This is a genomic window from Chryseobacterium sp. StRB126 (genome assembly GCF_000829375.1).
GTDB lineage: Bacteria > Bacteroidota > Bacteroidia > Flavobacteriales > Weeksellaceae > Chryseobacterium.
This window is the reverse complement of the sequence record NZ_AP014624.1, coordinates 405,665-427,741: the sequence shown is the minus strand read 5'-3', so window position 1 is coordinate 427,741 and position 22,077 is coordinate 405,665. Positions and strand designations below refer to the sequence as shown.

Sequence of the window (22,077 nt, the reverse complement as noted above, 5' to 3'; positions counted from 1 at the left end):
GTCATTTTTTTGACGGGTTTTTTATTGATGTTATTATTAGGAAAGGCTATAAGTAATTTTAGTTTTTCTCTCTTAATTTTCCTTGCTTCATCAGCTTCCTTCGTTATTCCTTATTGAATATTTCTATTAACTGACAAGTATCAGCTCGTATCTCCATGCTTCCTTTCGAAAAAAAAGCCGTAAATTTGAAGAGTTCTAAATAAGAACGTTTTAATTTTAAAAAATAAATAAATGTTTGACATTCAGGAAATAAGAAGCCAGTTTTCTATATTGGACAGAGAAGTGAATGGTAAGCCATTGGTTTACTTGGATAATGCAGCTACATCTCAAAAGCCAAATTCGGTTTTGGACGTCTGTCACGCATATTATACGGAACTTAATGCCAACGTTCACAGAGGGATTCATACATTAAGTCAACTAGCAACAGAAGAAATGGAGCTTTCCAGAAGAAAGATCCAAAAATTTATTAATGCAGAACATGATTTCGAAGTTATTTTTACCAAAGGAACAACAGAAGGGTTGAATCTCATCTCTTATATTCTAACACAAAAATTACAAAAAGACGATGAGATCATTATTTCTTATCTGGAGCACCATTCCAATATTGTTCCGTGGCAATTACTTTGTGAAAGAACCGGAGCGAAGCTTCGTGTAATTCCTATCGATGAAAACGGGATCCTTCAATTGGATTATCTTGATCAGTTTCTTAGTGAAAAAACAAAAGTAGTTTCTGTAAACCAGGTTTCTAATGCATTGGGAATTGTAAATCCTATTGAAGAGATCATTGCAAAAACAAGAAAAAATTCGGATGCTTATGTTGTTATTGATGGAGCGCAGTCTGCTCCCCATTTCAATGTTGATGTTCAGAAACTGGATTGTGATTTCTTTGTGTTCTCCGGACATAAAATGTATGCTCCGATGGGAACTGGGATTCTGTACGGAAAACGTGAGATACTGGAAGCTTTACCACCATTCCATGGAGGAGGAGAGATGATTGCAACATGTTCTTTTGATGGAACAACATATGCGGGACTTCCGTTTAAATATGAAGCTGGGACACCCAATGTAGGCGGAAATATTGCTTTAGGAGCGGCGGTTGATTTTATGAATAGCGTGGGACATGAAAACATTCAAAACCATGAAAATGCTTTGTTGGAATATGCTCAAAGGCATCTTTTAGAAATTGAAGGCCTGAAAGTATATGGTGAGAAAGCTAAGAGAACAGGGGTGGTTTCTTTTAATCTGGAAGGAGTAGGGATTTCCTCTGATGTAGGGATGATCCTGGATAAAATGGGGGTTGCTGTAAGAACAGGACACCATTGTACACAGCCAATTATGAACTTCTTTAATATTGCAGGAACGGTAAGAGCAAGTTTTGCAGTATATAATACCTTTGAAGAAATTGATATTCTGGTTGAAGGAGTTAAAAAAGCACAAAGAATGCTGAGCTAGTAATTAAGCAAATAAATAAAATATAAAAAGCCCTGTCGGTAATGATAGGGCTTTATTATTATCTTAAACTTTCAGGGTGAAAGTTAATTTTGTTTTTAAAGATTAGGTTTCCAGTCAACAACTGCTCTGATGAATGCCTCAGCATTTTCAACAGGAACATTGGGCAGAATTCCGTGTCCAAGGTTTGCAATATATCTATCCTTTCCGAAACGGTTAATCATTTCATTTACCATTTTCTTGATGGTTTCAGGAGTTGAATGCAATCTTGCAGGGTCAAAGTTTCCTTGTAAGGTCATGGTGTGGTTAGTCAGTGTTCTTGCGAATTCCGGCTTAATAGTCCAGTCGACACCAAGAGCAGAAGCTTTAGACATGGTCATATCTTCCAATGCAAACCAGCATCCTTTCCCGAATACTACCACATGGGTAAGTGGGCTTAATGCCTCAACAATCTGATTGATATACTGCCAAGAGAATTCCTGGTAATCCGTTGGTGAAAGCATTCCACCCCATGAATCAAAAATCTGTACAGCGGAAACCCCTTTTTCTACTTTTCTCTTAAGGTAAGCAATCGTAGTATCAGTAATCTTTTGAAGTAATAAATGAGCTGCTTCAGGCTGCTGGAAGCAGAAAGACTTAGCAATATCAAAAGCTTTACTTCCTTTTCCCTCCACACAGTAGCAAAGAATTGTCCATGGAGAACCAGCAAAGCCGATCAATGGAATATCATTATCTAATTTCTGTAGCGTTAATTCAATAGCATCAAAAACGTATCCTAAAGTATCGTTCACATCCGGAGTTACAATATTCTGAACCTGTTCCATTGTTCTGATCGGAGTATCCAACCAAGGACCAACAGATTCTTTCATTTTGAAATCAATTCCCATAGCCTGAGGAACTACCAAAATATCAGAAAACAGGATCGCAGCGTCTAGAGGAAATCTGCGGATAGGCTGTAAGGTAATTTCAGCAGCAAGTTCAGGGGTCTGACATCTTGTAAAGAAATCATATTGGTCTCTTAAAGCAATGAATTCCGGCAGATATCTTCCAGCCTGCCTCATCATCCAGACAGGAGGTCTTTCAACGGTTTCTCCGCGAAGTGCTTTTAAATATAGGTCGTTTTTTATCATAATCTATTTAAACTAATATCACCGTCTAAATCCGGTAACAGATATTCTAAAGTTTGCTCACAATTTCCTGTCTTATCAGCTCAAATATAGAGCTCAGCGTGTTTTCTTCAGACGTAAAAATGTTCTTGTGAGTATAATTTCTTAATTCCCCGGATGTAGTTTCTCCAATCGAAAACAGCTTCATATCTTCTAGGGAATTTTGCTTTGCAAAACTACGAACTCCGCTTGGACTAAAAAATACTGCAGCATGATATTTTTCAGGAATTAAAGGATTGATTTCCTCGGTATTGTAGATCGTAATCTTTTTATACTTAATATTTTGAAGAGGAAGTTCCTTGTCCAGTACATTAATGGCAAGATTGCCGCAGAAGTGGAGAAACTGTTCGTGTTGGCAGTGTCCTATAATAAATCTTGAAAGTGCATCAGCATTCCTTAATACCTTAAAGGTTCCAAAGCCATGTTTCCTCAATGCTTTCTTAGTTTTTTCACCTACACAGTAGATCTTGTTGTAGTTTTTAGCCGTGAAATTCTCATTAGGCTTAAATCTGTTTTTAAAAAAAGAAGCTACTCCATTTACGCTGGTGAAAATCAAAGAATAATTTTTCAGATCAAACGGGCTGATCAAAATAGGTTTGGTCTTAATTACCTCAACACAGTCAACCGAAATATCCTCTCCTAGTTCTTTGGATATTGTTGATAGGTCTATATTTTTGGTAAATAAGATTTTCATGTTTATGGGTTGGAAGATAAAAAAGGAGTTAAAAAAGAATCTGAAATCTAAAGATAGAATAATCTTAGATTTGGCTTTTGATTTCTGTCATCAATTCTTTTCCACCATTTTCCAGCACTACTTTTGCAAATTTTTCTCCAAAATCTTCTGTAGAATTATACTTGAAGTTCTCGTCAATCGCAATGCAGTTTTTACCGTCCAGTGAGCAAAGTGCTGCTGTAAAGCGGATCTGATCCTCAATAATTTCTGCAAAAGCTCCAATAGGTGCTGTACATCCACCTTCTAAAGTACTTAGGAAGTTTCTTTCAATCTCTACACAGACCTGGGTTGGCTGGTGATTGATTTGTCTTAGTATTTCATTGATCTCCGGTTTGTGGGAATGTCCTGCAACAGCAATAACGCCCTGAGATGGGGCAGAAATCATTACCGGAAGCATTTCATAATCAATTTCCATTTTCATTCTTTTGATCCCGGCCAAAGATAAAATGGTCGCGTCGAAGTCTCCATCTTCAAGTTTTTGAAGACGGGTCTGGATATTTCCACGGATATCTGAAAACTCAGTATTTGGGAAATGTCTTAACCAGAAAGCTCTTCTTCTCAAGCTGCTTGTAGCAAGCTTTAGCTCGTGAAGTTCTTTGTTTTTAGCAGATTTTTTTCTGATCAAAATGTCCTGTGGATAGTCTCTTTCCAGATAGGCTATCATCTCAATATTCTGAGGTAACAGGGTAGGGACATCCTTTAAAGAGTGAACAGCAATATCAATCTCATCATTCAATAAGGCTACATCAAGGTCTCTTGTGAAAACCCCGGTGATTCCTAATGAATATAAAGGCTGATTAAGGTTCTTATCGCCAGAAGAAACGATAGGAACGATTTCCGTTAAATAATTGTTGTTCTGTAGGTGCCTCGCAACCTCTCTAGCCTGCCAAAGTGCAAGTGCGGAATTTCTTGTTCCGATTCTAATGCTTTTCATTGAATTCGTTGTTTGGTTGTTCAACTAATATTTCGTGCATTAATTTACTAATTTCTTCGGCTTTTAAAGGGTTATCGATGATATATTTTGCAAAACGGTTGGTAATTTTCTGGATCATCTTGTCAGAAAGTTCCATGTCCGTGATGTCTATATATTTATTTTTCTTATAAAAGTTATGCATTTCATTGCGTTCCATGTTCTTTAAAACAGCTTTGAAATGATGAATGTTTGGTGCTAGTTTTCTTTTTTTCTCCCACTCAATAAAATCTTTCATCAGCTCCTTAATGATCTTTTCAGCTTTAGGAATTTCTTTTTCCCTCTGTTGAATTGTTTCCTGGATCTGTTTTGAAAGCTCATCAACATCAATTAAGGTTACATTTTTATTTTCTGTAACATTCTTTTCAACGTTGTGAGGGATAGAAAGGTCAATCACCAATGTTTCTTTTCCGTTCGGGAAATGAGACTGGTTGATGATTGGATGTTTTGCCCCAGTAGCCACTATAAGAATATCCGTGTTTCTTAATTCCTTGTCAACATCAGAATAATCAACGTGAGGAATATTATATTTCTGGGAAATCTTTTCAGCTTTCTCCTGAGTTCTGTTGGCGATTTTAATTTTCGGCTGATAAACATGTTTTACCAGGTTTTCCACTGTATTCTGTCCAATCTCACCTACTCCAAGAAGAAGAATGTTCTTTTCGGTAATTTTCTTTTGGCTGTTTAGGATATAATGAACGGCCGCATAAGAAACAGAAGCGGCTCCATTGGATATTCCGGTTTCGTTCTTTATCCTTTTGGAAATCTGAATAGCAGCATTAATGGCTCTCTCAAGATAGGGATTAGAATTCTGTCTTTCCTTTTTAAAGCGGCTGTATGCTTTTTTGATCTGACCGATAATCTCAAAATCTCCGATAATCTGGCTTTCAAGACCGGCAGCTACTCTGAAAAGATGTATTAATGCCTCTTCTTTAGTCAGTATATTAGCAAACTGAAGAAAATCTGTAAGGTTTACTCCGATGGTTTTGCAATACTCTTCTGCTACTAAAAGATAATTAGACGAAGTAGTGTAGATCTCGGTCCTGTTACATGTGGAAACCACAAATGCATCCCCAAGGTCTTCCTGATGGACGCGGGAAACAAAGTTTTTGATGTTTTCATCAAAGAATGCAAACTTTCCTCTCGTTTCTACATCGGCCTTTTCGTAGCTTATAGAAAGCACGGCAAAATTCGATGTTTGATGGATGTTGGAATACTGTAACATAAGCAGTCGCAAATTTACGCTTTTTTTAATTAATCATCCTCTGATAGTATATATGATAATTATCGTAAAAAACTATAGAGTGGAAGTAAATCGTACAAATAAAGAGAATGCTCAAAACTAAGGTTGTTAGAGAAAATTTTACAAATCCATTTATTTTCTGCTTTTCTTTATGTTTTTATGGTCCAAATTCCCCGGTTAATTTTAGTTGAAATCAAACTCTGTAATTATCTAAACAGAAAGTTAATAAAGAATTATAAATTTTAATAAAATTTTAACCAAATTAAGTTGTGATGAAATTTCTTTAGTGGTGTTAAATTTATATCTTTGTAAACTTAAAATCAGAAGAAAAATATGAGTTTATTTGATATGTTTACGCAAGAAATTGCGATAGACCTGGGAACAGCCAATACCCTTATCATCCATAATAATAAAATTGTTATAGATCAACCGTCAATTGTTGCAATTGAACGCTCTACGGGTAAACCCATTGCTGTAGGTGAACAGGCGAAGCATATGCAAGGCAAAACTCACGAGGATATCAAGACGATCCGTCCTTTGAAAGATGGGGTTATTGCAGACTTCCACGCTTCTGAACACATGATTAAGGAGTTCATTAAAAAAATTCCCGGAATCAAAGGTAAATTCATACAGCCTGCATTAAGAATTGTAATCTGTATTCCTTCTGGTATTACTGAAGTTGAAAAAAGGGCGGTAAGAGATTCTGCTCAGAAAGTAAACGCAAAAGAGGTAAGATTGATCTACGAACCAATGGCAGCTGCTATAGGAGTTGGGATTGACGTACAGAAGCCTGAAGGGAACATGATTATTGATATAGGTGGAGGTACTACTGAAATTGCTGTAGTAGCTTTAGGAGGTATCGTATGTGATAAATCTGTAAAGATTGCAGGAGATGTATTTACCAATGATATTGCGTATTACTTAAGAACTCACCATAATCTTTATATCGGAGAAAGAACTGCTGAAAGAATTAAAATTGAAGTAGGTTCTGCCGTAGAAGATCTTGATGTAGATATCGAGGATATCCCGGTGCAAGGTAGAGACCTTATTACAGGTAAGCCTAAAGAAATTATGGTTGGGTATAAGGAAATTGCCCGTGCATTAGACAAGTCTATCATCAGAATTGAAGATGCTGTAATGGAAACGCTTTCCCTTACGCCACCGGAATTGGCTGCTGATATTTATAAAACGGGTATTTATCTTGCCGGAGGAGGAGCGTTGTTAAGAGGTCTTGCGGACAGAATCCACAAAAAGACAGGTCTTCCTGTATTTGTTGCAGAAGATCCGTTGAGAGCTGTAGTTCGTGGAACTGGTATTGCCCTTAAGAATATGGATAAATTCAATTTCTTAATTAAATAATTTTAACTTTTTACGACTATATATCTGAATGGGATTTTTGCTGAGATTATTTTCGAAGAACACACTTTTTGTCTTCTTTATATTCCTGCAAATTATTGCTCTGGTTCTGATATTCTCTAGAAATGCCATGCAGAGATCCTGGGTTGCAGGTCAAACGGCTGCGTTAAACTCATGGATTTCCGGGTATATCGATGAAGGGGTTTCTTACCTGAAGCTAAAACAGATTAATGAAGATCTTGTCGTTCAGAATAAAGCTCTTATGACAGAGCTCTATGGAAAAGATGGAACTAAAAACCCTGTTTTCAAAAGAGTACATGATACCATTGGAGGTGGTCAAATCTATACTTTTGTTGATGGAGAAATTGTTTTCAATAGTATCAACAGAAGAAATAACTATTTTACAATCAACCGTGGCCGTAGAGACGGAGTTTTCCCTCAGATGGGGGTAATGGCGCCTAGAGGTATTGCGGGGATTGTTATCAATTCTACAGACAGTTATGCATTGGTTCAGTCAGTATTGAGTGTCAATAAGATCAGAATTAATGCGGCACTAAAAAATTCCGGATATTTTGGAACCTTAACGTGGAACGGAGATAACTCCAGGGTAATGCACCTTGCAGATATTCCTAAATATGTTGCTTTAAAAGTAGGAGATACCGTTGTTACAGACGGCAAATCAGCCATCTTTCCGAAAGGGGTGATGATTGGAACCATTGCCGGATACTCAGTAGATAACAAAACCGGTTTCTGGGATATTTCCGTGGAGCTGAGTGAAAAAATGGGTGCATTGAATAAAGTGTATGTCGTGAAAAACCTGAAAAAAGCCGAAGTGCAGAAAATCCAGGACACGATGCAGGCTGTAATAAAAAAAGAAAATGATTAGCAGGACTTTATTTACCGATATATTAATCATGATTTTTCTTGTTGCATTACAGATTTTTGTATTGAACAGGATTACCATTTTCGGGAAGTATACTCCGGTATTATATCCTGTATTTGTTATGTTCTATCCTTTTTTCAGAAACAGATTTCAATTTCTGGCATTAAGCTTTTTAATAGGATTGTCTATTGATGGTTTCCTCTATTCATGGGGGATTAATGCCTTTGCAACAACGTTGATTGCTTATTTCAGAACGTTGATATTCAGAACGTCTACAGATACGTCTACAGACTTTTTCTCTTTTCAGTCCTTGCAATGGGCGCAGTTTTTGCTGTTTTTATTTTCAAGTATCTTCCTGCATCAGCTTTTAGTACAATATATTGAGTTCTTTAAGTTTAGTAGGTTTTTTGAAATATTATTTAATGTTTTGGTGACTAGTGTAATTTCATTTATATTTATCGTTATCTACGCATTAATATTTAAAATCAAACAAAAAGTTTGAACACACGTTATTTAAAAATTTTTTCCATTCTTATTGTAATCGCCCTTATTTTTGTGGCGAGGCTTGCATATTTACAGCTGTTTACAGACCGTTATGCACTGAATGCAGCCAATACTTCCATTAAAATTGAATATGTAATTCCTCAGCGTGGGGTTATTTTTGACCGAAACGGTAAGATCATGGTAGGAAACCAGCCTGCTTATGAAATTTCCTTTACGCAAGGTTTGATGAAACCTGATTTTGATACATTGGGCTTTTGTAGCCTTATGAAGATTTCTAAAGCGGATTTCATCAACAAAATCAATTTTATTAAAAAAGAAAAATATTATTCTAAGCTGACTCCTATGACCTTTTTAAAGGATCTTAGCAGAGAAGATATTGCCAGAGTACAGGAGATTATTTTTAAATATCCGGCTTTTAATATTGTACAGAGACCTCAGCGTCAATACGAAGTTTCTACTTCCGGAAACCTGTTAGGATATACCAGTGAAGTAAATGAAAAAGAGATTAAAAAAGATTCTATTTACTATTTACCGGGAGATTTTATCGGAAAAACAGGAGTGGAAAAGTCTTATGAAAAGGAACTTCGCGGGGTAAAAGGAATGAAGTACATCCAAAAAGATATCAGGCTTCGAAATATCGGCTCTTATAAAAATGGAACGTTGGATAAAGACGTAGTGACCGGTAAAGATATTACCCTGACTATTGATTATGATCTTCAGAGAACGGCTGAAGAAATGCTTGTCAACAAACACGGTGCAGTGGTTGCGATAGATCCTAATAACGGCGAAGTATTAGTGGCTGCAACCGGACCTGATATCGATCCGAACCTTTTCACCGGACCTTATAAATCTAAAAACTTATATGCTTTGTCAAAAGATACGCTTTATGAAAATAAACCTACTTTTGACCGTTCTTTACAGGCAGGATATCCTCCGGGTTCCACTTTCAAATTATTAACGGCCTTGGCTGCAATGCAAATGGGAGTAATGGATGAAAAGACGATCTTCCCTTGTGGAGGTGGATTTTTCTATAAAGGAAAAAGAATTAAAGGGCACGGTGGAGCAGATCCGCTGATTCCTTCCATTCAGGTTTCCAGTAACTGTTTCTTTACGTATGCATTTATTGCCATCATTAAAAAATATCCTGGAAATCCTTCAAAAGGTGTTGATGAATGGAAAAAGATCATGAGCAGCTTTGGAGTTGGAGAGTTTTTAAATAATGACTTTGCAGTGGGTGCGAAAGGAAGAATACCTTCCGGAGATTTTTATGAAAAAAGATTTAAAGCCATCATGAAAGCAAGCGGATCCCAGAGAACAGATTTTAAAAACTGGGATGAAATGTCAACGGGTGCTATTTATAACGGAATGGGACAGGGAGATGTGTTGGTAACTCCTATTCAGCTGGCCAATTATGTAGCTGCTATCGCAAATAAAGGATGGTATTACACTCCTCATATCGTAAAAGCAATTGACGGAAAACCAAATCCTGATCCAAGATTTAAGGTTAAGCATAAAACTTTAGTAGATCCAAAACATTTTGAACCTGTTCTAAAAGGGATGGAAGCTGTAGTTTTGAGAGGAACAGCAAGAGGATTGAAATCCAATGATTTTACCCAGTTAGCTAAAACAGGTACGGCACAGGTTCCACAAGGAAAGGATAATTCTATCTTTGTATTGATTGCTCCTGCTGATAAGCCTAAAATTGTTGTAGTTGCAGTAATGGAGCATGCAGGATTCGGAGCTACTTGGGCAGGACCAGCTTGTACAGTGATTGCGGAAAAATATATTACCGGTGATTTGAAGAGGGAGAATTTGTATAAGAAAATGATTACCTCGAGTTTCATGCCGGAATACAAAAGGCAATGGATTGCAGATTTGAAACGTAAAGGGCTTTATAAAGACCCTAAACCTGATTCAATTAAACAAAAAAGAATAAAGGATAGTCTGGATCTTATTAAGCAACAAAAAGCCAAGCTCCAAAAGAAAATAGAAGAAGAGAAGGCTAAAAGTAATAACACTGCTAAAAAAACTGTGAAGCAATGAAATGGACAGAAGGAATAGATAAACTTGGTCTAGGGCTGTACTTCATGCTTTGCATTTTTGCTATTGCTAATATTTACAGTGTTGACCAGAAGCTGGGAGAAAAACAGTTGATGTTTTTCTGTATCTCTGTATTTGTAGGGCTTATCATATTTGTGGGGAGAAGTAAGTTCTTCGAAAATATGGCAGGTATTATTTATATAGGTGGAGTACTCCTGTTGATAGGACTTTTCCCTTTTGGAAAAGAAATCTTGGGGCAGAAGAACTGGTATAAGTTTGGAAGTTTTACCATGCAGCCTGTAGAATTCGCAAAAATTGGGACGGCGTTAATGTTGGCCAACTATGTTTCAGGACCTGATTTTAATCTTAAAAATAGAAAATCTTTATTTACAGCTTTGGGAATCATTGGAGTCCCGGCCGCTGTCGTACTGGCTATTCCGGATGTAGGCTCCATGTTGGTGTTTATTGCATTCTTTATTGCATTATACAGAGAAGGATTAAGTGGAATGTTGTTTGGAGTAGGTTTCATTTTCGCTGCTGTTTTTTTAGTAGCTCTAGCCATTCCGCCAATATATGTAGCAGGAGCTATTTTAATCATCGCTGGTGTTTTGATTGCGATGAATTATCATAGAATGTCATGGGACGTGATTTCAATTTCTGGAATTTCCGGATCTATTCTTTTATTATGCGGACTAGCATTTGGTTCTCCTTATATTTTAGAAAAATTACCCAAACACCAGAGAGAGAGAATTGAGGTTCTTTATAAAGGTGAAAAGGCATTTAGAGATACTTCAGGATACAACTTATTATATTCCAAAACAGCAATCGGATCCGGAGGTCTCTTAGGAAAAGGATACCGTGAAGGATCAGTTACCCAGGGGAAGTTCGTTCCGGAACAGGAAACCGATTATATTTTCTGTACGGTAGGAGAAGAATGGGGATTTCTGGGAAGCGCTATCCTTATTTTATGCTATATGGTATACATCGGACGAATCTATTACTTAGCAGAACGACAGAAGTCTACTTTTAACCGCGTATTTGGATATTGTTTTGCTTCGATCCTTTTGATGCACTTTTCCATCAATTTGGGGATGGTTATGGGGCTTTTCCCGACGGTAGGTATTCCGCTTCCGTATTTCAGTTATGGAGGAAGTTCTTTGCTGGCATTTTCCATGATGACTTTTATTTTCTTTAAACTTAATTATTCAGATAAGAACAGCTTAGTATAGCTATTTCCCAAACGATTTGTCTTACTTTTAGATCTGCAAAATTTGTGGACGCTATTGTTATAACTATAAATCACTACTATTAATGAAAGACACTTATATTTTAGATCAAAATTTTGAAAATACAGATTTTATACAATTCACATTGGAAAAAGGTGAGTATGAGAATTGTACTTTTAAGAATTGCAGTTTTGAATATGGAAACCTATCCGGTTTTAGTTTTACAGACTGTGAATTTATAGGGTGCAACCTCAGCATGGCAAAGCTTGTTTCAACTGCCTTTCGAGATACTTCTTTCAAAGAGTGTAAAATGCTTGGGCTGCCTTTTAATGATTGTAATGCCTTTGGACTTTCTTTTAAGTTTGATGGCTGTGTACTCAATAATTCTGTTTTCTACAAGACCTCCATAAAGAAAACTGTTTTTAAGAACTCTAAACTGATTGAGGTGGATTTTGCAGAATGTGACCTTTCTGGTGCTATCTTTAATAACTGTGATCTTTCAGGAGCTGTTTTTGAGACCACTAATCTTGAAAAGGCAGATTTGAGAACTTCTGTTAACTATTCTATAGATCCTGCTTTAAATAGGCTTAAAAAGGCCAAATTTTCGCTTTCGGAAGTGTATGGGCTGTTGTATAAGTTAGATATTGAAATAGACAGAAATAGCTAGGTTTTAGGAGTTGATGCTAAGACATCAAGGCTTCTTTATAAAAGAGCCTTACTATTATCAATAATAAAATTCAATAGGAGCGGGCTTTAGCCTGCTTTTTTATATGAATCTATTCCATTGGCTTTAGCCAAAACTTAATAAGAAAGTATGATACATAAAAAAGCCATCAGAATTCTGATGGCTTCATTATTTAAATCAATTATTTATAAAATTAAAAATTTGCTGGGGTAGCTTGAGTAGTAGAAGCTAGATTGTTGTAAGCTTCTCCTTCTGCATTGATAACTCTTTTTGCGAATCTGAATTTAGGTCCCCAATAAGAATCATTCAGAGAAGAAACCATTACTCCTTTAGATGTTGCTGCGTGAATAAATTTAATCTCTCCTTCTTCAGTAACACTTTCTACAATACCTACGTGAGAAATTCTTCTTCCATGAGAAAAGAAGATTAGGTCTCCTTTTTGTAATTCTCCTTTTTCAACTCTTTCACCCTCCTGAGCCTGAGAAGCCGCTACTCTTGGTAAAGTAAGACCTGCTGCAGCCCCGAAAACAGAAAGAACGAAAGCTGAACAATCAATACCTCTTCTTGTCGTTCCTCCATATCTGTAAGGAGTTCCAAGGTATGTTTCAGCTTCTTCAAGTATACCGTCAATGGTTTTATTGTGTTTGATTGCTTTTGCAATCTCAGAATTCTTAACAGTTTTTTTAGCGTTTGCTATAGAGGCAGCCTTTTCAGCAAGAAAAGAGTCGATTAATTTCTGCTTATCCTGCTCCATTTTTTTGTTATCAATAGAAGCTAGTTTGGCATCTGTTTTGTATTCTTTACTGTAAGTTGCTGGTTTTGACACTACATAATTGGTAGCACACGATTGCAATGATACTGTAGTAACTAAAGCGACTAAATAAAACAAAACTCTTTTCTTCATATATATTTGATTAACCGTGTTAAAATGGAATATTTATTTTCAAAAGCAATACAAAAGTAGAGATTCCGAGCAAAAGACCCCTGATATGATAATTGTCAGGATCTTATTTTAACACTATTTAACATATTGTTTGCATATGTTAAAGAAAAATAAACCGCAACTGCCTCTTTTTGGCAAGCCTGCGGTTTTTTTTATTAAGATTCTTTAACAAAATCTATCGATTTTCTTCTATAAATCACGTTTTGTATTTTAAAACTCTAATTTTTATGGTTGTTAAAAAAACAAAATAAATTTCTTTAAAATTCTTTATTGATGGGGCTTTTGTGAATGTTTTATAGGTGGCTTTAAATCTTATGTCTCTTTTCCATATAAAACCAGATTTGAAAAAAATGTTTCAGTGAAGAGATTATAAGATCTCAACAAAGAGAATCTGTTATGCAGAGGCTGGGTAATAAAAAATTCCTCAGAAAAACTGAGGAATTTGAACTAATATGGAACTTTACAGAGTTATTTTGTAAATAACATCTCTCTGTATTTTGTCATCGGCCAAAGCTCATCGTCTACCATCATTTCAAGGTTATCAGAAGCTTCTCTGATACCGTCAAATAAAGGTTTTACTTTGTTGCAGTATGTTTCTGCCTGCTTTTGGCTGTCTGATATGCTTTTGGCCGCTTCTCTGGCTTTGATAAGATCTTCAACACCCAGCTTGATTTTAGAAACATTTTCAGAAATACTGGTGATTAGGCTCATTTGTTCTTTTGCCAACGGTTTAAACTCTTTCTCTCCGAAGATATCCTTAAGGCCTCTAACGTTCTCAATTAATCGGTTCTGATAATTTAAAGCGGAAGGAATAATGTGGTTTCTTGCGATATCACTTAACACTCTTGCTTCAATATCAATAACGGTAGAGTATTTCTCTAATTTGATTTCGTTTCTTGCTTCCACCTCTCTGTGATTAAAGATTCCCATTTCCTCATAAAGATCAAGGAATTTTTTATCCATTTCTTGTTTAAGAGCTTCTGGAGTGGTTTTCAGATTGTTTAATCCTCTTTTCTTAGCTTCTTTAGCCCAGTCATCAGAATATCCGTCACCTTCAAACATAATGTTTTTACACTGCTTGATGTATTCTCTTAATACATTGAAAATAGCTTCGTCTTTCTTCAGTCCTGTTTCGATTAAAGCATCTACTTCTTTTTTGAAATCACCTAATTGTTTTGCTGCAATCGTGTTCATTACCGTCATAGATTCTGCACAGTTTGCTGATGATCCTACCGCTCTGATTTCAAATTTATTTCCTGTAAATGCAAATGGAGAAGTTCTGTTTCTATCTGTATTGTCCAGTAAAATTTCAGGGATTTTTCCAACTACATTTAATTTTAGTTCTGTTTTTTCTTCCGGAGATAGTTTTCCGCTGGTTACTTTTTCAAGCTCTTCTAAAACACTGAACAACTGACTTCCGATAAATACGGAGATAATTGCCGGCGGAGCTTCGTTGGCCCCTAATCTGTGATCGTTGCTTGCTGAAGCAATACTTGCTCTTAAAAGGTCTGCATATTCATGAACAGCTTTAATCGTATTCACGAAGAATGTTAAGAACTGTAAGTTTTTCTTAGGGTTTTTTCCCGGGCTTAAAAGGTTTTCACCAGTGTCAGTAGCTAAAGACCAGTTGTTGTGTTTTCCACTTCCGTTTACTCCAGCGAATGGTTTTTCGTGGAATAAGATGTGGAAGTGGTGCTTGTGAGCTACTCTTGCCATGATATCCATCAATAAAGAGTTATGATCTACAGCAACGTTTACTTCTTCAAACATTGGAGCCAGCTCGAATTGGTTTGGCGCAACCTCGTTGTGTCTTGTTGTTGCAGGAATTCCTAACTTCATACATTCAATTTCCAACTCTTTCATGAAGTTCATTACCCTTGTTGGGATAGAACCGAAGTAGTGGTCGTCTAATTGCTGTCCTTTTGCAGGAGAGTGTCCTAATAATGTTTTTCCTGTTAATACAAGATCCGGACGTGATTGGTATAGCGCCGAATCAACAAGGAAATATTCTTGCTCCCAACCTAAAGTAGGAGTTACCTTAGTTACATTTTTATCAAAATACTGCATTACATTGGTTGCGGCCTCATCCACAGCATTCAAAGCTCTTAATAAAGGAGCTTTATAATCCAACGTCTCTCCGGTATAAGAAATGAAGATGGAGGGGATACATAATGTTGTTCCCATAATAAATGCAGGAGAAGTAGGGTCCCAAGCTGTATAACCTCTAGCTTCGAAAGTATTTCTAATTCCTCCATTCGGGAAAGAAGATGCATCAGGTTCCTGCTGAATCAATAAGTTACCGCTGAATCTTTCGATAGCTCTACCTCCTTCGATGGGGGTGAAGAAAGAATCGTGCTTTTCTGCAGTTGTACCCGTCAAAGGCTGAAACCAGTGAGTATAGTGAGTTACTCCTTTGCTCATTGCCCAGTCTTTCATTGCTACGGCAACCTGATCTGCAATGTGTCTCTGGATTTTAGTCCCTTTTTTTACCGCATCCATAATAGACTGGAATGCTTCTTTCGTTAAATATTCTCTCATTGTTTCTTCAGAGAAAACATTTTGACAGAATAGTTCTGATAATTTCGCAGGGACTTCGATATTGTTGTCTTTTCTGAAATCCTTAAATGGAAGGGTTTCTAATGCTTTGAATCTTAAGGTTGACATATTTGGGTGAATTTTGATAGGGCAAATTTACAAAAAAAATGAATAGAAAATTATTTGACCCTAAAATTTTTAGGGGTGTTTGTGGATTTTGTATAAATTAAACAGTTGTTTGGTGTGTTTTGAATAGGGGTGTTTGTTTTTGTAAGGATTAAAATGTAATATTCATGGGTGTTTTTAAAGGATTCAGACCATAAATGCATTTTACATGAAACATCCTGCAATCCTATGCGGATTTAAGCTACTTATTAAAAGATAGTTAAAATAAAATGCACAAAGATTTTGTATATTTGTGTGAAATTTATTTTATGACAAATTCTAGAGCAAGAGAAACAACGGAGGCTATTGAAAGATTATACATTTCTATGAGACACTTATTTTATAGAGGATTTTTCAAACCAGGAGGTGTTTCAGGAGAAAGTATCAGAAGCTTGTTGAAAACCATCAATCCGGAAATTTATGGTACCATGAATATCCCGAACAAATTGGAACTTGATGGTTTAATGTATGTACTAGACAGGCTTCCGGAAGGGATTGAAGAATGTGCTTTTATTCATCTTACATCTGATGAAGGGTTTGATAAAGGAAGTTTCGAACCTATTGTTCCAAAGAAAAGAAGAAGAAACTGTTATAGAATAGACGAACACCAGATGAATATTGAGGTTCTTTTGGGCCGTTCCGAAATTTATGACATTCTTACCCACCTTACATTCCTATTTATAGAAGCTGATAAAATCCGTAACCTGGCATTCATTCAGGATGAAAACTGGAAACCGATACGTGCCTTCAAAATTATTGAAGAAGTAGTGAAGGGTGAAAAGAAATTCAGCAGAAAAGAAAAAGAAGTGGCTTTAATCCACCTTTCTTCTTTAATAGGAAGATCTTTTGATGAAACCTTAAGAGCTTATAATACTTTTGGAGATGATGATAATCCTGACCGTTTATTTAAAATCATCTATAACTTGGGAAAAGTAAGTCTTGAAGATGCAAAAGGATCAAGAGAAAGAGAAATTCATTTCAGCGCGATATTAAAGGAAAGAGTAGGGCACCACTATTTTGGTGAGAAATGGGCTAATAAAGTGAAAGAAGTTTTATTTGAAAACAATCTTCATACTCGTCCGTTGCATATCATTTCTGCCAACATGCACTCTGTGAAAAATATGCTGTATGCAAATGATGCTCTTAAAAAGAAGCACAACAATGAGGTGGATTATAAACTGTACGAAGAGATTTCCAATAAAAAAGAGCTTCGTGACAAGGTATTAAAATTTGCCATGGATGAAGGGATGATCCATATTACTGATAAAAGCGGAAGTAATATTGATGTACAGATCATTGACCTTAGTAAAATGAATCTGAAAAATACTCCATTTGCAGATATTAAATTTTCAGGCGATGATGTGGTGATGGTATTTGATTATGCTTTCGGAGAACAGGCTTTTGAAGTAATGGATGAATTGCTGAAACCTTACGAACATAACGGAGAAGTATACATGATGCATGTAAGATCTGTTTCCATTATGGGGAAAGCGGGAATACTTACCGGAGCAAAAGGAGATATTATGATCCCCACTTCTCACATTTTTGAAGGAACTGCTGATAACTATCCTTTTGAAAATGCATTGAAGCTTGATGATTTTAAAGATAATGAACTGAAAGCTTTTGAAGGTCCAATGATTACGGTTTTAGGAACTTCTCTTCAGAATAAAGATATCCTTTCGTACTTTATGAATACTTCATGGAAAGCGATTGGTCTTGAAATGGAAGGTGCTCACTATCAGAAAGCCATTCAGGTAGCCTCTAAGATCAGACATCATATTTCACCGGATCTGTTCGTTTGTTATGCGTATTACGCATCGGATAATCCTTTGGAAACAGGAAGTACTCTGTCCTCAGGTGGTTTAGGTCTTACAGGAGTAAAACCAACATATCTGATTACTTTAAGAATCCTTGAAAAGATATTAAGAAGCGGAAAGAAAGAGATTTCTGCTAAGAAATAATTTTGATTTCTAATGATAATATAAGCCTCAAGTGTAAAAACACTTGAGGCTTATTGTTTTTAAACATAGGGAGGTATTTAAATGAGCCTTGTCAAGGTTTTAAACCTTGACAAGGCTCTTCAGGGTTCCCAAAGATCTGCATTATCTGCAAAATCCGTGAGAGCTTAAAAATCAATGCTTTAATTTTTTATCTTTAGAAAAACATATCGATTATGAGTTCAGTATCACAATTAGCTAAAAGGTTCAGAGAAGTTCTTCTTGAGGGTCTTTGGATTGCCAATACCAATTTTAAAGATCAGCTTTCTGATGTAACCTGGGAACAGGCGATAACCAGGGTGGGTTCTTTAAATACCATTGCCTTGCTCACTTTTCATATTGATTATTATATTGCCGGAATTATTCCTGTTTTTGAAGGCGGAACACTGGAAATAAAAGACAAATACAGTTTTGATCTAGCACCTATTGGGTCTCAGGAACAATGGGAAACGTTGTTGAACAAGCTATGGTCAGATTCTGAAAAGTTTGCAGAATTATTAGAAAAGATGCCGGATTCGAAACTCAACGAGGTATTTGTAGATGAAAAATATGGAACCTATCAGAGAAATATTGACGGGATGATAGAGCATGCCTATTATCATTTGGGGCAGATTAGATTGATAAAAAAACTGTTGAAAAATTAAGACTTTCAATACAAATGATAAAACTATATTTTCTTCTTATATTAATATTGCCCTGCTGCTGTTTTTCCCAATTCAAAATTCCCAAAGGGTTTTCAGAGTTTACTGAAAGTCCTTCTAATGGGAAAGAAATGAAAAGGATGGTTGTAGATTTTGATAAAGATAAAAAAGATGATGTTATAACGGTTATCTACCAATCAGAATATGAACTGCATTCTGCTAAAAAATATTTAATCATCTATCTTTCTTCAAAAAATAAAATCTTCAGTATTGATTTTGATCTGTTCAATGGTGTTTTTGTTATCCCATTACGATATAAAAATGATGTACTGGATTTTTTAGTATACCAGGAAGGAACCGGAGTGTATGGACATGGTTTAAAATTAAGATTTAATCAAAAGGGTAAAGAGATACAGCTCATAGGGTATGATTATAGTTACCGAACTCCAGGCGGGCATTGTTATAAAACTTATAATCTTCTTACCGGAAACTACACGGTGACCAATGATTATTACAATATACAAACAGGAAAGACTGAGATCGAAAATTTTAAAGGGTATAAAAAACCGGCTGGGAAAATATTGATTAATATGTTCTCGCACAAGCTATTTGACGATTTAAGTTCAGTAGGAAAAGAGTTTGAAAGAGATTAAGAAAGTGTGACTCAAGATCTGTGAAAATTTTTGTAATCCACAGCCAAAAAATAATTTTATACTCTTTTAACCCTTCAGAATTATATTCATCTAAAACGATATAAAAACAGAACAAAACCTTGTTATAACTCCATATTTGAGGGTTTTGTTTAAATTACCTACCTTTAGAAAAAATAAAATTTTAAATGAGAAAATCGGCTGCAATCCTTTTTGCGTTTATCATTTCACAATTTCAGGCTCAGCAAGGAGCTTATTATCAGCAGGCTGCGAAGTACAAGATGGATATTGATGTCAATGCTGAAAAATTTACCTATCAGGGAAAACAAACTTTAGAATACACCAATAACTCTCCAGATGAGCTTAATGTGGTGTATTTCCATCTGTATTGGAACGCTTTTAAGCCCAATTCTATGATGGACCAGAGAGTCTCTTCTCAAGGGAAAAATGGTGACGGAAGGTTGCAGAAAAACGGTATCTCAACACTGTCTACTATTCCGAAAGATCAGGAAGGGGCACAGAATATTCACTGGATCAAACAAAATGGCAAGGACTTGAAATTTGAAGTTCAGGAAACCATTATGAAAGTGTATCTGGCAGAACCTATCAAACCAAATTCTACTACAACCTTTACCATGGATTGGGATGCGGTGATTCCTCAGCAGATCAGAAGAAGTGGAAGAAACAACAGAGAAGGAGTGGATATGACGATGACGCAATGGTACCCTAAAATTGCGGAGTATGATTATGATGGATGGGCAACTTTTGATTACCTGGGAAGGGAATTTCATGCGCCATTCTCAGATTTTGATGTGACCATTAAAATTAACAAAGACTATGTTGTTGGAGCAGGAGGAATTCTTGAAAATCCAACAGAAGTAAAAGGGTACGATGCTGCTGCTAAGATTAAAGCAGAAAAAGATAAAAAAGCAACCTGGAAATGGACTGCTAAAAATATCCTTGATTTTGCATGGAGTGCAGACAGGGATTATTCTGTAGAAAGCTTCAATGTTCCGGAAGGTCCAAAAGTATATTTAGTCTATCAGAAAAATGATAAAACTAAAGTGTGGGGTGAGGCTCAGCCTTATATTACCAAGTATTTCCAGATCATGAATTCTCATTTCGGGAAATATGTATATCCAACGTATGCTTTCATCCAGGGTGGTGATGGTGGAATGGAGTACGGAATGTGTACCATGATTCTTGGAGAGGCTAAAAATATTAAAGACTTAATGGGCTTAATGGCTCACGAAGGTTCTCACTCTTGGTATCAGCAGATGCTCGCTACTAATGAATCTGTACGTCCATGGATGGATGAAGGGTTTACGAGCTATGCGGAAGGGTACACGATGTATCAATTGTTTCCAGAGCAACTGCCAAATCCTTTTATGGAAAGATTGGATGCTTACAGAAACTTTATTAAAAAAGGAATTGAAGAACCTGCAGTTTGGTTAGGAGACCATCACGATAACGGAACATCTTATACTTATGCTTCTTATGTGAAAGGAGAGTTGTACCTGGTACAGTTAGGGTATATTATGGGAGAACAAAACCTTGCAGAAACTTTAAAACAATATTATGACCAATGGAATATGAAACATCCTTCAGACAGAGATTTTCTTCACATTGCTCAAAAGGTTTCAGGAATGGATTTAAAATGGTTCCATAATTACTGGATCAATACCACCAAAACAATTGATTATGGAATTAAAGATGTAAAGTATGATGTTAAATCTACCACAATTACCCTTATCAATAACGGGCAGGTTCCTATGCCGATAGATTTCAGTGTAATGACTACAGATAAAAAGGTAGTTACGTATCAGATTCCATTGAATATGACACATACTTGGAAGGAAAAAGATGCTTACGGTGAATTCAAGACAATGCCTTACTGGCCTTGGACCCAGAAAGAATATACAATCACCATTCCTTATACAAAATCTCAATTGTCTGTACTGGGAATTGATTTCAGCCAGAGAATTGCAGATGTAAATATGGCGGATAACTTTGTAGAAGTAAAATAAAAAGATAAACATAGAGATAAAAGGAGTATTTGCAAGTACTCCTTTTATTTTTTTATAAATTTGGGACTCAAATTTTTTTAAATCATAGCCTGTTTAAATATAAATGAATTCAATTGTAATTAACGTAGGGAACAGCAATATCAGATTCGGTCTTTTTAATGGTGATAATTGTGATATTTCATGGGTAATCAATACAAAACCTTACAGAACGGCAGACGAGCTTTATGTACAGATGCTGATGCTTTATCAGACTTATAAAGTTGAACCAAAAGATATAGAGAAAGTAATCATAGGATCTGTAGTCCCTCAGCTTACCAAGGTAATGAGCTCGGGAATTAAGAAGATCCATGGAATTACTCCGGTTATTGTTGACCGCGCTACCCCATCTGGGGTACAGGCAAAGTCAAAGCAGATGGGAACAGATATTTATGCCAACCTGGTAGCTGCCCATAATCTTTACCCAAACAGAAAGAAGATCGTTATTGATTTCGGAACAGCGCTTACAGCAAGTTGTGTAGCTGAAACAGGCGAAACACTGGGGGTAATTATTGCTCCGGGGATTGTAACGTCTTTAAATTCTTTAATCAGCCAGACAGCTCAGCTTCCTGAAATTGAACTGAAAAAACCGAAATCTGTGCTTGGATTGGATACCGTAACCTGCATGCAGAGTGGAATGGTATATGGTTTTCTGGGTATGGTGGAAGGTTTCATTGATCGTATCAATGATGAGGTGAATGATGATTGCTTTGTTGTGGCAACAGGTGGTGTTTCCCATGTATATAAGCCTTTAACGGACAAAATTCATGTGATGGACAGACTGCATACTTTGAAAGGACTTTATTTCCTTGGAAAAGATTTATAAAT

The 22,077-nt window shown here is 36.2% G+C and carries 18 protein-coding genes; 12 read left to right on the top strand and 6 right to left on the bottom strand.

The genetic code is table 11. The features are described from left to right. Nucleotides 1-231: 231 nt before the first annotated feature. Nucleotides 232-1,452, top strand: a complete 1,221-nt coding sequence (locus CHSO_RS01895) for an aminotransferase class V-fold PLP-dependent enzyme (protein ID WP_045491755.1) — start codon at nucleotides 232-234, stop codon at nucleotides 1,450-1,452. A 95-nt stretch (nucleotides 1,453-1,547) separates the two neighbouring features. Here CHSO_RS01895 and hemE read toward each other — a convergent pair whose 3' ends face one another. The 4 genes from hemE to hemA form a co-directional block, all read right to left on the bottom strand. Further along, nucleotides 1,548-2,579, bottom strand: a complete 1,032-nt coding sequence (gene hemE / locus CHSO_RS01890) for a uroporphyrinogen decarboxylase (RefSeq protein WP_045491753.1) — start codon at nucleotides 2,577-2,579, stop codon at nucleotides 1,548-1,550. A 46-nt stretch (nucleotides 2,580-2,625) separates the two neighbouring features. Next, nucleotides 2,626-3,309, bottom strand: a complete 684-nt coding sequence (locus CHSO_RS01885; protein ID WP_045491750.1) for a uroporphyrinogen-III synthase — start codon at nucleotides 3,307-3,309, stop codon at nucleotides 2,626-2,628. Between the two features lie 64 nt (nucleotides 3,310-3,373). Next, nucleotides 3,374-4,282 (bottom strand): hydroxymethylbilane synthase, encoded by a 909-nt coding sequence (hemC, locus tag CHSO_RS01880; RefSeq protein WP_045491747.1) that lies wholly within the window; start codon nucleotides 4,280-4,282, stop codon nucleotides 3,374-3,376. Beyond that, the gene (hemA, locus tag CHSO_RS01875; RefSeq protein WP_045491744.1) at nucleotides 4,269-5,543 is read right to left on the bottom strand and encodes a glutamyl-tRNA reductase; all 1,275 of its coding nucleotides are present in this window, start codon (nucleotides 5,541-5,543) and stop codon (nucleotides 4,269-4,271) included. Before hemA ends, hemC begins: the two co-directional genes overlap by 14 nt. A gap of 351 nt (nucleotides 5,544-5,894) precedes the next feature. Between hemA and CHSO_RS01870 the strand changes: the two genes are divergently transcribed. The 6 genes from CHSO_RS01870 (at nucleotide 5,895) to CHSO_RS01845 (ending at nucleotide 12,237) form a co-directional block, all read left to right on the top strand. Then, nucleotides 5,895-6,920: a rod shape-determining protein gene (locus CHSO_RS01870; RefSeq protein ID WP_045491741.1), complete on the top strand. Its 1,026-nt coding sequence runs from the start codon at nucleotides 5,895-5,897 to the stop codon at nucleotides 6,918-6,920. A 28-nt stretch (nucleotides 6,921-6,948) separates the two neighbouring features. Continuing rightward, complete coding sequence (mreC, locus tag CHSO_RS01865) at nucleotides 6,949-7,803, top strand: rod shape-determining protein MreC (RefSeq protein ID WP_045491738.1); 855 nt, start codon at nucleotides 6,949-6,951, stop codon at nucleotides 7,801-7,803. Continuing rightward, nucleotides 7,796-8,302, top strand: coding sequence for a hypothetical protein (locus CHSO_RS01860; RefSeq protein WP_045491736.1), 507 nt, complete (start codon nucleotides 7,796-7,798; stop codon nucleotides 8,300-8,302). Before mreC ends, CHSO_RS01860 begins: the two co-directional genes overlap by 8 nt. Next, entirely contained in the window at nucleotides 8,299-10,347 is a 2,049-nt protein-coding gene (locus CHSO_RS01855; protein ID WP_045491733.1) for a peptidoglycan D,D-transpeptidase FtsI family protein, read from the top strand. The genes CHSO_RS01860 and CHSO_RS01855 overlap by 4 nt, the downstream gene beginning before the upstream one ends. Beyond that, nucleotides 10,344-11,573 (top strand): rod shape-determining protein RodA, encoded by a 1,230-nt coding sequence (gene rodA / locus CHSO_RS01850; RefSeq protein ID WP_045491730.1) that lies wholly within the window; start codon nucleotides 10,344-10,346, stop codon nucleotides 11,571-11,573. The genes CHSO_RS01855 and rodA overlap by 4 nt, the downstream gene beginning before the upstream one ends. A gap of 82 nt (nucleotides 11,574-11,655) precedes the next feature. Then, complete coding sequence (locus tag CHSO_RS01845) at nucleotides 11,656-12,237, top strand: pentapeptide repeat-containing protein (protein ID WP_045491727.1); 582 nt, start codon at nucleotides 11,656-11,658, stop codon at nucleotides 12,235-12,237. 211 nt (nucleotides 12,238-12,448) lie between these two features. Here the strand turns inward: CHSO_RS01845 and CHSO_RS01840 are convergent, their stop codons facing one another. Together CHSO_RS01840 and CHSO_RS01835 are read right to left on the bottom strand one after the other, a co-directional pair. Next, nucleotides 12,449-13,159, bottom strand: a complete 711-nt coding sequence (locus tag CHSO_RS01840; RefSeq protein ID WP_045491724.1) for a C40 family peptidase — start codon at nucleotides 13,157-13,159, stop codon at nucleotides 12,449-12,451. A 507-nt stretch (nucleotides 13,160-13,666) separates the two neighbouring features. Beyond that, a complete protein-coding gene (locus tag CHSO_RS01835) occupies nucleotides 13,667-15,862 on the bottom strand; it encodes a glutamine synthetase III (protein ID WP_045491721.1) in 2,196 nt (731 codons plus the stop codon). A 305-nt stretch (nucleotides 15,863-16,167) separates the two neighbouring features. On the opposite strand from CHSO_RS01835, the gene CHSO_RS01830 reads away from it, so the two are divergent. The 5 genes from CHSO_RS01830 (at nucleotide 16,168) to CHSO_RS01810 (ending at nucleotide 22,075) form a co-directional block, all read left to right on the top strand. Continuing rightward, the gene (locus CHSO_RS01830; RefSeq protein WP_045491718.1) at nucleotides 16,168-17,859 is read left to right on the top strand and encodes a DUF6909 family protein; all 1,692 of its coding nucleotides are present in this window, start codon (nucleotides 16,168-16,170) and stop codon (nucleotides 17,857-17,859) included. A 212-nt stretch (nucleotides 17,860-18,071) separates the two neighbouring features. Further along, nucleotides 18,072-18,539 carry a hypothetical protein gene (locus tag CHSO_RS01825; protein ID WP_045491716.1) on the top strand — a complete coding sequence of 156 codons (468 nt, stop codon included), beginning with the start codon at nucleotides 18,072-18,074 and terminating at the stop codon, nucleotides 18,537-18,539. A gap of 128 nt (nucleotides 18,540-18,667) precedes the next feature. Further along, on the top strand, nucleotides 18,668-19,189 hold the full coding sequence (locus CHSO_RS01820) for a hypothetical protein (protein ID WP_144428839.1): 522 nt from the start codon (nucleotides 18,668-18,670) through the stop codon (nucleotides 19,187-19,189). 185 nt (nucleotides 19,190-19,374) lie between these two features. Beyond that, a complete protein-coding gene (locus CHSO_RS01815) occupies nucleotides 19,375-21,213 on the top strand; it encodes a M1 family metallopeptidase (protein ID WP_045491712.1) in 1,839 nt (612 codons plus the stop codon). Nucleotides 21,214-21,316: 103 nt separating this feature from the next. Further along, the gene (locus tag CHSO_RS01810; protein WP_045491710.1) at nucleotides 21,317-22,075 is read left to right on the top strand and encodes a type III pantothenate kinase; all 759 of its coding nucleotides are present in this window, start codon (nucleotides 21,317-21,319) and stop codon (nucleotides 22,073-22,075) included. Nucleotides 22,076-22,077 lie beyond the last annotated feature (2 nt).

What these genes read in the sequence shown, in the direction of transcription:
- hemA (WP_045491744.1), bottom strand. Translation starts at nt 5,543, where the DNA reads ATGTTACAGTATTCCAACATCCATCAAACATCGAATTTTGCCGTGCTT.
- CHSO_RS01830 (WP_045491718.1), top strand. Translation starts at nt 16,168, where the DNA reads ATGACAAATTCTAGAGCAAGAGAAACAACGGAGGCTATTGAAAGATTA.
- CHSO_RS01820 (WP_144428839.1), top strand. Translation starts at nt 18,668, where the DNA reads ATGAAAAGGATGGTTGTAGATTTTGATAAAGATAAAAAAGATGATGTT.
- CHSO_RS01835 (WP_045491721.1), bottom strand. Translation starts at nt 15,862, where the DNA reads ATGTCAACCTTAAGATTCAAAGCATTAGAAACCCTTCCATTTAAGGAT.
- CHSO_RS01870 (WP_045491741.1), top strand. Translation starts at nt 5,895, where the DNA reads ATGAGTTTATTTGATATGTTTACGCAAGAAATTGCGATAGACCTGGGA.
- CHSO_RS01840 (WP_045491724.1), bottom strand. Translation starts at nt 13,159, where the DNA reads ATGAAGAAAAGAGTTTTGTTTTATTTAGTCGCTTTAGTTACTACAGTA.
- CHSO_RS01860 (WP_045491736.1), top strand. Translation starts at nt 7,796, where the DNA reads ATGATTAGCAGGACTTTATTTACCGATATATTAATCATGATTTTTCTT.
- mreC (WP_045491738.1), top strand. Translation starts at nt 6,949, where the DNA reads ATGGGATTTTTGCTGAGATTATTTTCGAAGAACACACTTTTTGTCTTC.
- rodA (WP_045491730.1), top strand. Translation starts at nt 10,344, where the DNA reads ATGAAATGGACAGAAGGAATAGATAAACTTGGTCTAGGGCTGTACTTC.
- CHSO_RS01815 (WP_045491712.1), top strand. Translation starts at nt 19,375, where the DNA reads ATGAGAAAATCGGCTGCAATCCTTTTTGCGTTTATCATTTCACAATTT.
- CHSO_RS01825 (WP_045491716.1), top strand. Translation starts at nt 18,072, where the DNA reads ATGAGTTCAGTATCACAATTAGCTAAAAGGTTCAGAGAAGTTCTTCTT.
- CHSO_RS01810 (WP_045491710.1), top strand. Translation starts at nt 21,317, where the DNA reads ATGAATTCAATTGTAATTAACGTAGGGAACAGCAATATCAGATTCGGT.
- hemC (WP_045491747.1), bottom strand. Translation starts at nt 4,282, where the DNA reads ATGAAAAGCATTAGAATCGGAACAAGAAATTCCGCACTTGCACTTTGG.
- CHSO_RS01895 (WP_045491755.1), top strand. Translation starts at nt 232, where the DNA reads ATGTTTGACATTCAGGAAATAAGAAGCCAGTTTTCTATATTGGACAGA.
- hemE (WP_045491753.1), bottom strand. Translation starts at nt 2,579, where the DNA reads ATGATAAAAAACGACCTATATTTAAAAGCACTTCGCGGAGAAACCGTT.
- CHSO_RS01845 (WP_045491727.1), top strand. Translation starts at nt 11,656, where the DNA reads ATGAAAGACACTTATATTTTAGATCAAAATTTTGAAAATACAGATTTT.
- CHSO_RS01885 (WP_045491750.1), bottom strand. Translation starts at nt 3,309, where the DNA reads ATGAAAATCTTATTTACCAAAAATATAGACCTATCAACAATATCCAAA.